General features: G+C 60.8%; 12 protein-coding genes. 6 read left to right on the top strand and 6 right to left on the bottom strand.

Annotation, left to right across the window (positions count from 1 at the left end):
- Positions 1-12 precede the first annotated feature (12 nt).
- From PY254_RS12030 to PY254_RS12015, 4 genes are all read left to right on the top strand, one after another.
- A complete protein-coding gene (locus PY254_RS12030; RefSeq protein ID WP_281012283.1) occupies positions 13-303 on the top strand; it encodes a type II toxin-antitoxin system RelB family anti-toxin transcriptional regulator in 291 nt (96 codons plus the stop codon).
- A 203-nt stretch (positions 304-506) separates the two neighbouring features.
- On the top strand, positions 507-800 hold the full coding sequence (locus PY254_RS12025) for a hypothetical protein (protein ID WP_281012282.1): 294 nt from the start codon (positions 507-509) through the stop codon (positions 798-800).
- A 658-nt stretch (positions 801-1458) separates the two neighbouring features.
- Positions 1459-1731 carry a hypothetical protein gene (locus tag PY254_RS12020; RefSeq protein WP_281012281.1) on the top strand — a complete coding sequence of 91 codons (273 nt, stop codon included), beginning with the start codon at positions 1459-1461 and terminating at the stop codon, positions 1729-1731.
- Positions 1732-2329: 598 nt separating this feature from the next.
- Positions 2330-2791, top strand: a complete 462-nt coding sequence (locus tag PY254_RS12015) for a methyltransferase family protein (RefSeq protein ID WP_281012280.1) — start codon at positions 2330-2332, stop codon at positions 2789-2791.
- Positions 2792-2894: 103 nt separating this feature from the next.
- Here the strand turns inward: PY254_RS12015 and PY254_RS12010 are convergent, their stop codons facing one another.
- Positions 2895-4160, bottom strand: a complete 1266-nt coding sequence (locus PY254_RS12010; RefSeq protein WP_281012279.1) for a phospholipase D-like domain-containing protein — start codon at positions 4158-4160, stop codon at positions 2895-2897.
- A gap of 367 nt (positions 4161-4527) precedes the next feature.
- Here PY254_RS12010 and PY254_RS12005 point away from each other — a divergent pair, with 367 nt between their 5' ends.
- Positions 4528-5256 (top strand): hypothetical protein, encoded by a 729-nt coding sequence (locus PY254_RS12005; protein WP_281012278.1) that lies wholly within the window; start codon positions 4528-4530, stop codon positions 5254-5256.
- A 154-nt stretch (positions 5257-5410) separates the two neighbouring features.
- Here PY254_RS12005 and PY254_RS12000 read toward each other — a convergent pair whose 3' ends face one another.
- The 3 genes from PY254_RS12000 to PY254_RS11990 all read right to left on the bottom strand — a co-directional run bounded on the left by PY254_RS12000 (position 5411) and on the right by PY254_RS11990 (position 9300).
- Positions 5411-6877, bottom strand: a complete 1467-nt coding sequence (locus PY254_RS12000; RefSeq protein WP_281012277.1) for a hypothetical protein — start codon at positions 6875-6877, stop codon at positions 5411-5413.
- Positions 6874-8010, bottom strand: coding sequence for an SPFH domain-containing protein (locus tag PY254_RS11995; RefSeq protein ID WP_281012276.1), 1137 nt, complete (start codon positions 8008-8010; stop codon positions 6874-6876). The genes PY254_RS12000 and PY254_RS11995 overlap by 4 nt, the downstream gene beginning before the upstream one ends.
- Positions 8011-8394: 384 nt before the next feature.
- Positions 8395-9300: a LysR family transcriptional regulator gene (locus PY254_RS11990; RefSeq protein WP_281012275.1), complete on the bottom strand. Its 906-nt coding sequence runs from the start codon at positions 9298-9300 to the stop codon at positions 8395-8397.
- Positions 9301-9404: 104 nt separating this feature from the next.
- Here PY254_RS11990 and ilvD point away from each other — a divergent pair, with 104 nt between their 5' ends.
- Positions 9405-11246 carry a dihydroxy-acid dehydratase gene (gene ilvD, locus PY254_RS11985; protein ID WP_281012274.1) on the top strand — a complete coding sequence of 614 codons (1842 nt, stop codon included), beginning with the start codon at positions 9405-9407 and terminating at the stop codon, positions 11244-11246.
- Positions 11247-11772: 526 nt separating this feature from the next.
- Here ilvD and PY254_RS11980 read toward each other — a convergent pair.
- Positions 11773-12525, bottom strand: coding sequence for a LytR/AlgR family response regulator transcription factor (locus PY254_RS11980; RefSeq protein ID WP_281012273.1), 753 nt, complete (start codon positions 12523-12525; stop codon positions 11773-11775).
- Positions 12522-13721 (bottom strand): sensor histidine kinase, encoded by a 1200-nt coding sequence (locus PY254_RS11975; RefSeq protein WP_281012272.1) that lies wholly within the window; start codon positions 13719-13721, stop codon positions 12522-12524. The genes PY254_RS11980 and PY254_RS11975 overlap by 4 nt, the downstream gene beginning before the upstream one ends.
- Positions 13722-13776: the final 55 nt, after the last annotated feature.

Genomic DNA, 13776 nt, shown 5'->3' with positions numbered 1-13776 from the left:
GTGGAGATAGTCGTGGACGCCAAACAATTTGCCAGCTTCTTCGAAAGCGTGACGCAGATGGACGAGATCGTTCACGGCGTGCGTGAGCCATCACGTGAATTCCATATCGATGCCATCGGCGTCACCGATATCCGCAAGGCTACGGGCTTGTCTCAGGCCAGGTTCGCCACGCTGATTGACGTGCAAGTTGGGACGCTGCGGAACTGGGAGCAAGGGCGGCGCGAGCCTACCGGTCCGGCCAAGGCACTGCTGCGCGCTATCAGCAGGGATCCGAAGAACGTTTTGCAGGCGTTGGCTGGGTGATGCGGCGGGGTGTGTCGAAGACTTGGCTAGATCGCTTTTGAACGATCCATTTCATGCGGGAAATTCCATCAGTTTTGTTTAAGTGAAGTTGACCCCGTTTTCGTACCGTTTTCGTAAGTGAACCTGACCCTGTTTTCGAATCATCATGGTGCCGACACCAATGATGGGTGCCCGTCACGCTCACACAATCAAGGAAGGTTCACATGTTCAGGGCGATCGCACCGCAATGGTTGACCAACGATCTTGGAGTCGAGGTATCGAGCAGGGATCGCAACACCATGCAGTACAAGGATGGTGACCACGTGCTGCTGCTGTATTGCGACACCATCGTGGATGACGATGGACGTTTCGGGGCCGCCATTCTTCTGCCGCACGATGCCTATTGGCAGCCGCCGTTCGAACAGGAGCGGATTGACAGCTTTGTTCGGGCGAGGATTGAAAAGAATCTGCTGGATGCCTGGGGCGCAGTCGACTACTGGGTGACCATCGAGAGCTGATCTCATGACATCCCACATGGAAGTGGTGCGACTGGAAGGCGTCATAGCATCCGGAACTTTCCCGGTTGCATCCTCGCACGATGGAGCGGTTTTCTATTCCGACGATGCGGGGAAAAACCGTGGTGCGGCGGAAGCTTATGCAGAACTCTGCAGTCGAGCGGGAAAGAAAACCACGACCTTGGAAGCGACGCCTTGCGGGAAGTGGCTTGAAAACCAGAACCTCTACACCCCCGCCTCGGGCCTGTCCCGTCAACAAGCTGACCAAGTGTGGGGCAAGGCGTCGGCCAAGTATGCCCGCGAAGCATCAGGTAGCTGTCGTTGCTTCATCGTAAATGCAAAACGGGGTCAGGTTCACTTACGAAAACGGCGAAAACGGGGTCAGGTTCACTTGCACCCGGTTGAACAGGAGTAGCTGACGGAGATACAAGCGCAGAAGGTTCTACCGGTGCAGTGGTTGGGAGTTCACTCACCCAGTGGCACGAGATCGAACGTGGAGAAGCAGCTCGAAGGCGTTCCAGGAGACGGCCGTACCGGAGGCGCGCTTACTTGGTTGATGCTCCCCACTGCAAAATCGCGACTCAGCCAAGCTTGGCAACTTTCTTCACCGTTTTCTGACGGGTGCGCTGGCACATAGGCCGTTAGCCATATGGAGAACGCCATGCTTCAGCTCAACCCGCCGATTCCCATGAACACGCCGAAGGGCGAAGGGTTTGCCCACATTCTGCTGGACTACGGCCCCGAGTCGGATCTTTACTGGACCGTGCTGATCACCGAGACAGGCGAAATCTGGACGTACGCAAACAAGTATGTGCGCGCATCGAAGAATATTACCCTGGGTCGCGTGAACCCGAATGCGCCATGCCAGCCCTCGTTGCCAGTTCGACCGGACCTATCGGCACAAGACGCACCGGGTGTCAGGAGCGTGGGTTGAGTCAGAACCTGCGGGATGAACTTCTGCTTGACCCGTCGCGGCTTGGCCCGGGAACGGCTTTCGTGACGATGAAAGAAGGCTGGAGCCGTACGCTCTTTGCGATGTGAGCGTTTGAGCTTTGGGGCTCATGCACTGGATCAGACCAAGACACTGTCGCGGTCGCTATGCGCACTGCATGATGTGCCTGCTGTCTCCTGCGGCAGGGGCAAATCATGAGGATTGAACTTTCTGCAGCAGCTAGGCTTTGTTCCATCAGTTTGATGGCGAGCGCACTTGTTGTACGCGCTGCCAAGCCAGCCAGAACGCCGAAGGTTTCGGTCACAAGCACTCTGGCTTGTTCACTTTCGGCATGCCGCCGGAACGCAACTGCATTGTGGCGTTGCTTGATCGCACAGGAGCTGCATAGTTTGCGGATGCGATTTCGCATAAATGCATGAAGGCAGACGATTGCAACGTCGAAATACTGCACGCGTTCAACAGCGCCGACGGCACGTCCATTTCGTGACGAAAAGCGCGTAGAAAGGCTGGTGGAATCTCGCATCGCGTCCGCAGCGACAAGGTGTTCCGCGACTCAAGTCAACCATGGAGACCAGGCAAAATGTCGACACTGGAGCTGAAGATTCCGCCCCCGGTTATCGCGCTTTCCTGCATGGCACTGGCGTGGTTGTTGGCTCAGCTCACGCCTGGCTGGACTTTCGTTATGCCAGCCCGAATCGTGATTGCGGTGATCCTGGCGCTTGCGGGTATGGCACTGGCGCTGGCTGGCTTTTTTGCGTTTCGCCGAGCCCGAACGACGCCCAACCCGCACACCCCGGAAAAAGCGACCACGATTGTGCAGAGCGGGCCGTACCGATTCACTCGAAACCCCATGTATTTAGGGCTCGCCCTGGTGCTCCTGGGGGTTTGTGCCTACCTTGCAAATCCTTTGACGCTCGTCACTGTTGTCGTCTTCATCGCGTACCTCACGCGCTTCCAGGTCATGCCCGAAGAGCGTGTTCTTCTGGCGACGTTTGGCGAGCCGTACCAGCAATACACACGGTCGGTCAGCCGCTGGCTTTGAGCATGAAAGGTGCGGAACGGTCAGGTCACTTTGTCATGTTTCGCCCATGGACAACGGTGACTTCTTACTGTTGACCGGCAGGATCAGGATGCTTCGTTTAGCCCTACAGTTGCGACTCCACCGGCCGCACCAACAACTCGCCCAGCTTCTGCTTCCATGAACGCTGCTTCCACTTTGCCAGCGTGTATGGCTTGGCATGCTGCAAGTCGGCATCCATCACGGCGGTCATTTGCTGCCCGAATTCGCGAGAGTAGACGTTCAGGCTTGCCTCGTCGTTGAGGTCGAACGAGCGCATATCGAAGTTGGTCGAGCCTACCGAAGTCAGTTCTGCGTCGAGGATGAGCATCTTGTTGTGCATCATCGTCGGCGTGTATTCGAAAATCTCCACACCAGCAGTCAGCAATCGGCCCCAGCGGCGTTTGGACGCCATGCGCACCAGGCTCGAGTCGATGTAGTGACCGGGCACCAGCAGGCGGATGGCGACGCCGCGCTTGCGCGCGTCGAGCAGGGCGTCGACGACCAGGCGGTCCGGAATGAAATACGCGGCCTGCAGGTCGATCGATCGGCTGGCAGCGGCCAGCGCAAGCAGGTACATCAGGCGCATGCTGGCGTTGCCGCCGGCCGGTGAGCTGACGAACAAGTGCATGCCGTTATTGCCCGCAGGCTGTAGTCGCGGGTAGTACAGGTCGCTGTGCAGAACCCGGCCGGTGGTCTTGATCCAGTTGTCCATGAAGCCGGCCTGCAACTGCGCCACCACCCGGCCTTCCACGCGAAAGTGGATGTCGCGCCAATGTTCGGGGTCCTGCGCGTGGCCTTGCCACTGGTCGGCAATGCCCACGCCGCCGGTGAAACCGATGCGTCCGTCGACCACCAGCAGTTTGCGATGGGTGCGATTGTTTAGCCGCGCAATGCTGTACCAGCGCAGCGGGTGGTAACGCTCCACCTCGACGCCGGCGTCAGTAAGTTCGTCCAGCAAGCGCCCGTCCATTTTCGCGCTGCCCGCCCAGTCGAGCATGACATGGACGGCGACACCGGCCTGGCAACGCTCTTTCAGTGCATCGGCGAATAACTTGCCGATATCGCCGGACCAGTAGATGTAGGTTTCGAAGGTGATGCTGCATTTTGCGCCACGAATGGCTTGCAGCATGGCCGGGAAGATTTCGTCGCCATTTTGCAGCGCAGTGATGGCGTTGCCATCGAGCACGGCCGGCCCGAGCATGGCGTCCATTTCCAGCTTGAATTGCGGATCGTCAATCGGATGGCAGTGCTTGACGTGATGCCGCACGGACTTTTCCGGACGATGGAAGTTCATCGAGATCATCACGATGAGCGTGGTGATCACGACGGTGACAAGTATCACGATCCACATGGGCGCGGAGTCCTGGAAGGCAGTGAGAGCTGGCAAGCAGTATGACCGTCACGATAGCTCCCATCGTGTCTTGATGGCGTCGATGGCGGCAACATCCCTGCGGAGGTGAGACGACGCCAATCGGCTTTTTCTGGTGTCGTATCGTCGGCTGCGGCTTTCGATGGCTGGCGTGGAATCAGAGGTAGGTTCCCCCGACTATGCCGCGCTATGACCGGACTCGCCGACAAAGTGCGGGGCCTTCGTCATATCGACGGAGACGGTAGATTTTCCACTAAGCTGCGTCGACTGCTTTCCTTCCAGCGTGAGCTCGTCTGCAGGTGTTTCTGTCCCGCTCCATTTCCCGTTGCCCTGCCACCAAGGTCAGACGATGAAGCGCCCCTACCGCAATCTCGGATTCTTCTTCCTGCTGCTGCTGGTGCTGGTTGTTGCCGGCTTCACGCCACATATCGCGGGCACGCCGTTTTTCGGCTACTTCAGCACGCTGGCGCATCACGGACAAGTTCCCTGGATTTTCCATCTGCATGCTGCCGTGGCAGTGATCTGGTTCGCGCTGCTATCGATCCAGCCGTTCCTGATCCGTGCCAACCGGCTCGATCTGCACCGGTGGCTGGGCCGGGCGTCGCTCGTGGTAGTGGCGCTGTTCTTTTTCACGGCATTGCAGGTGATCAAGCACACCTACCTCAACGATATTGCCCATACGCCCAGAAATGCGGTGCTGGCGGGGCTTGAGCAACCGTTTATCGATCTGACCCTGTTCCTGTCGTTCTACACGATCGCCTTGTTCAGGCGACGGCATTTTCATCAGCATGTGGCTTTCATGATCGCGGCCGCCTTGGCTTCCGCCACGCCGGGGCTGGTGCGGCTGGGGCTGCATGTCGTGGGCGGGCTGCCGGGTATCCTACTGATGTTGTTGCTGATGTACGCCTCGCTGGTGGCATTCCTGCTTTACGCGAAATTTCGGCTGCACCAGCCAGTGTTGCGCAGCCCGTTCCTGCTGATCCTTGTCGTGTTCTTCATCGCCCACGTGATCGAAGTGGTCGGCGAAAGGTCTGCGGCTTGGCTTTGGCTGGCGGACAAGCTGGTGTCGGTGTTGTGAATCAGGCGAATCGGAGGCAGCTGCATGCGTGGCCCCAAATCGTCTGGCCGGTCTGGTGCGAAGCCGCTCGAGCGTGATGCACCCCAACGGAAAGGGTCTTGTTCATGACAGCGCCATCCGAGCTTCGATCTTGCTTGCCGGTCACGACCGGGCGTCAATTCCGCAGGCTGACCGTGCCACCTTTCCAAAGGGCATCTTGATGCCGATAAAACAGGCTCAGTGATGACGGCTTGTCGGCGTAGTGGGTGGTTGCCAGGGTGGCCATGTCGATGATCTCGAAGCGGTGCACGAACCGCCCGTTGACGCGGGCTTCGCGGGCCGCAAGCAGCACGTGGTCGCCAGGCACCCAGCCGGCAAATTCGATATAGCCCAGTCCGGGATCGTCATTTGCCGGCGGCAACACATCGATCGTCCACTGCTTGTTGACCCGATGGAATAGCCACAATTCGCGCCAACTGGTCATCGGTTGCACGGCCAAAGCCAGAGCCGTGCCGTTGGCGTTGGCGCGCGCCGAACTGGCCCAGACGGTGCCGTAGGTGCAACGTTGCGCCAGTGGTTTGCTTTCGTCGTGTTGGCCATCCAGCAGCTTGATGCACGTTTCACCGGGCTGACCCACGGCGGTGACGATATGCAGGCCGGTATTCGGCTTGACCAGCGGCGCTGCCGCCCAGCGTGATGCACCGACCCGGGTTGCTGCATCGTTGTACTCGGCGCGGTCGCTTTCGATGAGCGCGTGGGTATCGACAGCGGCCAATTCATCGAGGGCGCGGGACGCGGCTTGCTGTGCGGATTCATTGCGCCGGGTGCGTTCGTACGCGATTGCCGACCAGATCGATGCAGCACGCATGTGCAGGCGATTTTGCACGTAGCGGGGGAGATCTGTTCGTGGCACGCGATCCAGCAGTTCGGCGCGCCAGCTATCGAAGGCGTCGCGTTGAACCGGCGGTTGGTCCGGGGCCATGCATTCCGACGTGGTCAAGGCCAACGCGGCGGTCGCTTTTTGCATTGCGGTGGCGTCCAGCGCCATGACGCGTCGGAACGCATCACCGTCGTAGCACAGCCGCATGCGGCCGTTGCGATTGATGCTGTTGATGGCGACGCCGTAACCGGCGGCAACCTCCAGTTGCCCCGACAAAACCGGTTCCTGCGCTTTGCTGCGGTTTGTCGAAACGCGTTCGGCCAGATGGCTTGCCATCACGCCCAGAGCGTCGAACGGTTCGGCGGTTATTTCCTTCGCCGGCGCGGCTTTCAGATAGGCCGCGGTGTAGGCAATGCCCAGTGACTCGTTGCCCGGAATGTCGCGCAGAAACCGCGCGACGGCCAACAACTCGGCAGCGTCGTCAGGTTGGGTGGAGATGATGTGCACCGCGCTGGCGCGAACGAAGCCGGCACGCTCGATGCGGTGGTCGTAGACCTGCAAATAGTCGAGTGAGCGCCCGCGGACTTCCAGATTCTCGCCCTGCCATAGCACCGCATGCGGGGCCGCAGAATGGCGCGCCTCGGCACGCAAGGCGACGCCGTCCTCGGTGACGATCGCCAGCTGCGTCAACGGTGCTGGAGCGGACTCGGCGTGCACGAGGCCGATGCCCAACAGCAAGGGAATGCATGCAAGGGCCTTCATTGCGCCGCCCCGGCGTTGTTGCCCGCTGCTTGCTGCTTGCTATCGATCAGTGCCTGGCCGATGAAGCCACCGGCAGCAGGCGGCGGTGCGATGATCACCGAAATCTTGTCGGACAGTTTGTCGGCCAGGGTCTTCTGGATCAGCAGCGGGTGCTTGTCGATCAGCACGCCATCGCGTTCGAGTTGTTCGCTGTTGACCTTGCCGATCTGCTCCAGTCGATAGGCTTCGGCGTCCGCAAGTTTGCGGCGTGAGTCCGCTTCGCCAGAGGCTTCGATGCGGCGTGCTTCGGCTGCGCCTTTGGCGGTACGGATGCGGGCAGCACTGTCGGCTTCGGCCTCAAGCTCACGCTGCTCGATCTGCTTGCGCTTGAATGGAAGCACATGTTTCATCGCTTCCTCCTGGCCCTTGGCGGCAATCACCTGCTCGTTGGCTGCCGCCTCGGCCGCGGTGTCGCTGCGAGCCTTGTCGGCTTCGGCCTGAAGCTTTGATTCCTCCACCTGCTTGGTCTTCAGCTGCAAGGTGTACTGCATCTGCTCGGTCTGCAGTTCGGTGGCCAGCACCTTGTTCATGCCGTCGCGGTAATCCGGCGGCAGGTCGACGTTGCCCATCATCACGTTGCGCAGAACGATGCCGTCCGCTGCCAGCATCGGCTTCAGCTCGGCTTCGATCACCGTCTGGATTTCCTGCCGCTTGGTCGAGAAAATTTCGCGCACGGTGTAGCGCGTAAACACCTTGTAGATGACGCCCTGAACCAACGGCTCGACCAGGTCACGACCGATGTCATCGGGCAACTTCCTGGCGACCTTGGGCAAACTGGTTGAATCCACCGCGTAGCGGATCGCCAGCTCGACGCCGATCGACAAGCCCTCCGATGACTGGAAGGGCGCAGCGCCGTTAGCCTTGGCGCTGCCTTCAGGGCGGTAGATCTGATCCTGCAGGGGAAACGTGCGCAAGCTGTGGATGCCGGGAATCATCAGGCAGATGCCTTCGCCCAGCTCGCTGACCGAGCCGGTCAACCCGTTCACGCGGATACCGATTTGTTGCCTGCCGATGGTTTCGATGGGCGGATGTTGGTAGAGCTCGTAGCCAACCAGGGCGAGCAAGGCCAGCACCAGCACTTTGCGATTGAGCACGCGCGTGCTTGCCTTCCTGAACCTGCTCGAATTTTCCATCATGATGTCGCGCTCCCCTGTGTTGTTGTGGCTGATTGAATCCGCACCGTTTCCGACCCGGGCGCATGTTGCACGCGCGCGGGAAGGTCGCTCGTGGCTATTGGGACAGCAACGGGAGCGGCGGCCGGGCCGAAGATGCGGCGGATTGCGGATCAGATGAGGCAACTTGCGGGCACGGCGGCGCATCGGGCGTGTGTTTGCCCGTCGCGTTTGCTCAACGCCAGTGATTTGTTCGCACGCAGCGTCATCGCAACGCGCTGGCCGGGTGCGTGGGAAGAGGTCGATCACCGGGCCACCATCGAAAGCTGACTCGACGGAGCGCCGCCGCCGTCGACTATCGAGAACTCAGGCGTTCGCGACGGATACTGCGGGTTTGGCGCTCATCAGTGCCTTGATGAAGTTTTCCGCTTGCGGGCTGGTGACATTTCGAGCGCGTACGATGCCCAGTTCAATCAGCGCCGGCTTGCCGCGCAGCGGCCGATAGTGAACACCGCGGCGTTGCAGGTTGCGCACGGAAGAGGGCACCAGCGCCAAACCCATGCCGCTGGAGACCAGTCCTATCACTGTCTGCATCTGCCTTGCGTGCTGGGTGATCTGCGGCGCGAACCCGGCGGCGTGGCAGTGGCTGATGGTGAGGTCGTACAGGCCGGAGGCGATTTCGCGTGGTGGCACGATGAACTGGGCCTTCGACAGCGTACGCAGGTCGATTGGACCATCGCCTTTGGCGGCCGGGTGACCCGACGGCGCGGCCAGCACCAGCGCTTCGCGCATGATGCCTTTGAACGCCAGGTCTGGCTCGTCCACCGGCGCCAGGCCGATGCCCAGATCCAGCCGGCCGGCGCGCAGTTCGCGAATCTGCGCATCGGTGGTCAGCTCGTGCAACTGGACTTCGACCCGCGGAAAGTCGGCGCGAAAGCTTTTCAGTGCTGGCGGCAGGATGCTGTAGTCGGCGATCGAGACGAAGCCGACGGCAAGCATGCCGATGTCGCCGCGGTCAGTCTGCTGCGTCTTGACCCGCGCATGCTCCAGGCGAGCCAGCACCGCTTGTGCTTCCTCGTAGAACACCGAGCCGGCAGCGGTCAACGAGACACCGCGGTTGCTGCGTTCGAGCAACTGCACGCCCAGTTCGCTTTCGAGACTCTTGATCTGGGTCGACAACGGCGGCTGCGACACGTGCAGGCGCTCGGCCGCACGCGAGAAACCGCCTTCCTCGACGATGGCCACGAAGTATCTCAGTTGCCTGATTTCCACTATTCGTTCCACATATGGCCAGACCAAGGTTATTGTATTGGACGATATGGTGAGCGCCAACCAGAATGGTTCCAGCCACTAGCCAGAATCGCCGGGGAAATCACATGCCTGTCTATCGCTCCCGTACCAGCACCGCCGGCCGCAACATGGCCGGCGCCCGCGCGCTGTGGCGAGCCACCGGCATGAAGGACGGCGACTTCCAGAAGCCGATCATCGCGGTGGCCAACTCGTTTACCCAGTTCGTGCCCGGCCATGTGCATCTGAAGGATATGGGGCAGTTGGTGATCGAGGAGATCGTGCGCGCCGGTGGCGTCGGCAAGGAGTTCAACACCATCGCGGTGGATGACGGTATCGCGATGGGCCATGACGGCATGCTCTACAGCCTGCCGTCGCGCGACATCATTGCCGACAGCGTGGAGTACATGTGCAACGCACATACCGCCGACGCGCTGGTGTGCATTTCCAATTGCGACAAGATCACTCCCGGCATGTTGATGGCGGCGTTGCGTCTGAATATTCCGGTGGTGTTTGTTTCCGGTGGCCCGATGGAAGCGGGCAAGACCAAGCTGGCGGGCAAGGAGGTCGCACTGGACCTGATCGATGCGATGGTGGCGGCGGCGGACGACACGATATCCGATGCGGAGGTGCTGCAGATCGAGAGTTCCGCCTGTCCCACCTGCGGCTCGTGTTCGGGCATGTTCACCGCCAACTCGATGAACTGCCTGACCGAGGCGTTGGGTTTGTCACTGCCGGGCAACGGTTCACTGGTGGCCACGCATGCCGCCCGCGAGCAGTTGTTCCGCAAGGCCGGTCGAACCATCGTCGAACTGGCCCGACGCTATTACGAAGAAGACGATGTACGCGCGTTGCCGCGCAACATCGCCAGCAAGGCCGCGTTCGCGAACGCAATTTCGCTGGACATCGCCATGGGCGGCTCGACCAATACCGTGCTGCACTTGCTGGCCGCCGCGCAGGAAGGAGAGATCGATTTCACCATGAGCGACATCGACCGGCTCTCGCGCAAAGTGCCGAACCTGTGCAAGGTCGCGCCATCCAGCAGCTACCACCTTGAAGACGTGCATCGCGCTGGCGGCGTGATGGCAATACTGGGCGAGATGGATCGCGCCGGTCTGCTCGATACCTCGGTGCCGGTAGTTCATAGCCCGTCGCTGGCCGAAGCGCTGGAAGCATGGGACGTGAAGCGCACCAGCGATCCCGTAGTGCACGAGTTCTATCGTGCCGGACCGGCCGGCATCCGCACGCAGACCGCGTTTTCGCAGAGCTGCCGCTATGACACGCTGGATACCGATCGCGAAGCCGGTTGCATCCGTTCGCGCGAATTTGCCTACAGTCAGGATGGTGGGCTGGCCGTGCTGTACGGCAACCTCGCCGAGCGCGGCTGCATCGTGAAAACCGCCGGCGTCGACAACAGCATCCTGCAATTCAGCGGCCCGGCCGTGGTACTGGAAAGCCAGGACGCTGCAGTCGCCGCCATCCTGAGCGGCATGGTGAAGCCGGGCGATGTCGTGATCATTCGCTACGAAGGTCCGCGCGGTGGCCCGGGCATGCAGGAAATGCTGTATCCCACCAGCTATCTGAAATCCAAGGGGCTGGGCAAAGTCTGCGCGCTGATTACCGACGGTCGCTTTTCCGGCGGCACCGCCGGGCTGTCGATCGGCCACGTTTCCCCCGAGGCCGCCGAAGGCGGCAACATCGCCCTGGTACAGACCGGCGACACCATCGTCATCGATATTCCCAATCGCATCGTGCGCTTTGAAGTCAGCGACGAAGAGCTCGCCAGTCGACGCGCCGCCCAGGCTGCCGCCGGCTGGAAGCCGAAGTCACCACGCAAGCGCAAGGTCAGTTCCGCGCTCAAGGCCTACGCCAAGTTGGTGACCAGTGCGGACAAGGGTGCGGTGCGTGATGTCAGCATGCTGGAGGACTAACAGCCGATTGCCGCACAGACTGGTTCACCTGATGGAAAATTCCAGTCTTGTTGTCGCCAGCTCTGGTAGTTGATGATTGCCTTTTGTTGCCGGGTTCGACAGCTATTCAAGAGGGCAGCGCACCGTGCCAAATGGTCGAATTTGGCGAAACCTGCCCCTGTGGGACCGACGACGGCCGGGCAAGCTGCTGCAGGCAGAGATCGCCCATCTTGGTATTCATGTCAGCAAGCCCTAGTGAAAGTGGCGCTTGGAACCACCGCAGTTTCTGCATCGCGGCATCCCGATACTTCGCGGTTGTCGATCGCAGCCAAGACTGGCTGTCGGAATGGAGTGCTCGGCCGCCCGAACATCGCCCAGTGGAGATCACGGCAGACGATGCACGCGACACGATCGTCCTTGCCTCGCACCTGCTTGAGATCGTAGAAGCGCGAGGGTCCCCTGAATCACATCAGCAGTTGCTGAACCAGGCGATGTTGGGCTCGTCACGAGCAGCAGCTTTGGCCTGCCATCAGTCCTGCATGCCACATCACATGGCGCGAAAAAGATGGCGGTAAGCGTCGCTCACGCGGAGCGGCTCTGCCATGCCATGGAGCCAGACCAGGAAGCGACCATCCCCGTCCGGCTTGACCTGCCGGATCGCCGACACGCGAACGATGGCATTGCGGTGAATTCTCCAGAAGACTTCCGGGTCGAGCTTGAGCATCAGATCCTTCAGTGGCGTCCGGATGAATGCAGAATCTTTGGCCGTGGCTACGCGGGTGTACTTTTCCTCGGACTGGAAAAGAACGACGTCTTCGACGGAGATCATCCGGACGGTATCGCCAATGCTTGCGGTAATCCAAGTGATCGTGTCCGCTCGCGTCAACCGGCCTGCAAGGCTGTCGATCAATGCCGGCAGATCGACTTGCGTTGCGGACTGACGGCTACGCAAACGTTTCACCGTTTCGGTAAGGCGATCGGTGCGGATCGGTTTCAGCAGGTAGTCGATGGCGCCAGCGTCGAAGGCCTTCACCGCGAATTCGTCATGAGCGGTGATGAAGACGACCTGGGCTGGACTTTCAGCCTGCCGCGCAACCTCGATGCCACCCAGTCCCGGCATGCGGATGTCGAGGAAGGCAACGTCCGGTTTCTTCGATGTCCACGCATCGAGCGCGCTGATGCCATCCTCGCATTCCGCGACGATCGTCAGTTCCGGCCACAGGGCTGCCAGCATGCCGCGCAGCTCCGTGCGCTGCGGTTTCTCGTCTCCGGCGATGAGGGCGGTGATGGGTGCGGTCATGGGAACGTGAGCGGAACTTGGATGCGTGCGCTCACCCCGCCTCCGGCACGTGATGCGATGTCGAAACTCGCACGTGTTCCGAAACGATCGCGGAGCTGGGCGCGAACATTCGCGAGGCCCAGGCCGGGCGTGGTGCCAGGCTGCAATCCCATGCCGTTGTCTTCGACGCTCACGCTCAGGAATCCATCCACGGTGCCGGCGATGATCGCGATCATGCCGGGTCCGGGTTTCGGCTCGATGCCGTGGGTCATCGCGTTCTCCACCAGCGTCAGCAGGATCAATGGAGGGAACGGCAGCGCGCGGACATCGTCGCTCGCATCGAGATGAACCTTGATACGGCCGGCCGTACGGACATTCATGATCTCTAGATAGCCCAGGCACAAATCGATCTGGCGACCGAGCGTGGCTTCCTCGATGCCTGTTGTGCGGATGCGCGGCAGCGCGACGCGTAAATACGCCGCAAGCGCGTCGATGGTTTTTGCCGCACGTTCGGGTTCATTGGCGATCAGCGATCTCACGGAAGCCAGTGTGTTGAAGAGGAAGTGCGGTTCAATCTGCGCCTGCAGGACAGCCAGGCGCATGTCGGCTGCGTTGCGTTCCGCGCGCAGGCCTTCGATCTGGCGACCGGCTGCGTATTGGGCGATACGTCGCTGTTCGCCGAGATAGTAGATGGCGGCGAGACCTCCGCCCGCCACGATCAGCACAAGGACGGACGCGTTGATGGTGGCAGCGAGAAAGTTTGAAACGGTCTGACCGATCAGGTTGGGTCCCGTGGGGCGTCCGGAATAGGCCTGCATGAGATGGGCGTGATAAGCACCCACCCAGTCCAGTGCAATGGTTCCTATCCATAGTCCGAGCATGATCGCCAACAGCACCAGCAAGCGCTCCACGGCCAGCGGCAGACGCCAATGCCTGATCAGCGTGGCAAGCAAGGGACCGGCCGACACGGCGATCAACGATGCAATGCATGTCCGGAGTGCCAGTCCAGGCCAGTCTGCCCACCCACCCATGGCCGACGCATGCCAGGTGGCATAGGTGCAACCGGCGAGAGCTGCCAAAGGCCACAACACGATGCCCCGGCGGAGCAACCAGGGCCAGGTGAAGGTGCGGAAGTTCTGGTAGAGCGTCCAGCTGCCGAGGTCCGACAGCACGCTTCGCGGCAGTCGGGAATGCAAGTCGTCATTGGGTAAATCCATAGGCAACACGTTAGCAAAGCAAGCGCGATCGCGCCCGCGAACCATCCGCGCATTG

It is taken from the genome of Rhodanobacter sp. AS-Z3 (genome assembly GCF_029224025.1).
Classification (GTDB): domain Bacteria; phylum Pseudomonadota; class Gammaproteobacteria; order Xanthomonadales; family Rhodanobacteraceae; genus Rhodanobacter.
This window is presented reverse-complemented; position numbering and strand designations above follow the sequence as displayed.

Bases quoted from the DNA above. Each gene is read 5' to 3' on its own strand.
- PY254_RS12025 (WP_281012282.1), top strand. From the start codon at position 507: ATGTTCAGGGCGATCGCACCGCAATGGTTGACCAACGATCTTGGAGTC.
- PY254_RS12020 (WP_281012281.1), top strand. From the start codon at position 1,459: ATGCTTCAGCTCAACCCGCCGATTCCCATGAACACGCCGAAGGGCGAA.
- PY254_RS12015 (WP_281012280.1), top strand. From the start codon at position 2,330: ATGTCGACACTGGAGCTGAAGATTCCGCCCCCGGTTATCGCGCTTTCC.
- PY254_RS12010 (WP_281012279.1), bottom strand. From the start codon at position 4,160: ATGTGGATCGTGATACTTGTCACCGTCGTGATCACCACGCTCATCGTG.
- PY254_RS12005 (WP_281012278.1), top strand. From the start codon at position 4,528: ATGAAGCGCCCCTACCGCAATCTCGGATTCTTCTTCCTGCTGCTGCTG.
- PY254_RS12000 (WP_281012277.1), bottom strand. From the start codon at position 6,877: ATGAAGGCCCTTGCATGCATTCCCTTGCTGTTGGGCATCGGCCTCGTG.
- ilvD (WP_281012274.1), top strand. From the start codon at position 9,405: ATGCCTGTCTATCGCTCCCGTACCAGCACCGCCGGCCGCAACATGGCC.
- PY254_RS11980 (WP_281012273.1), bottom strand. From the start codon at position 12,525: ATGACCGCACCCATCACCGCCCTCATCGCCGGAGACGAGAAACCGCAG.
- PY254_RS11975 (WP_281012272.1), bottom strand. From the start codon at position 13,721: ATGGATTTACCCAATGACGACTTGCATTCCCGACTGCCGCGAAGCGTG.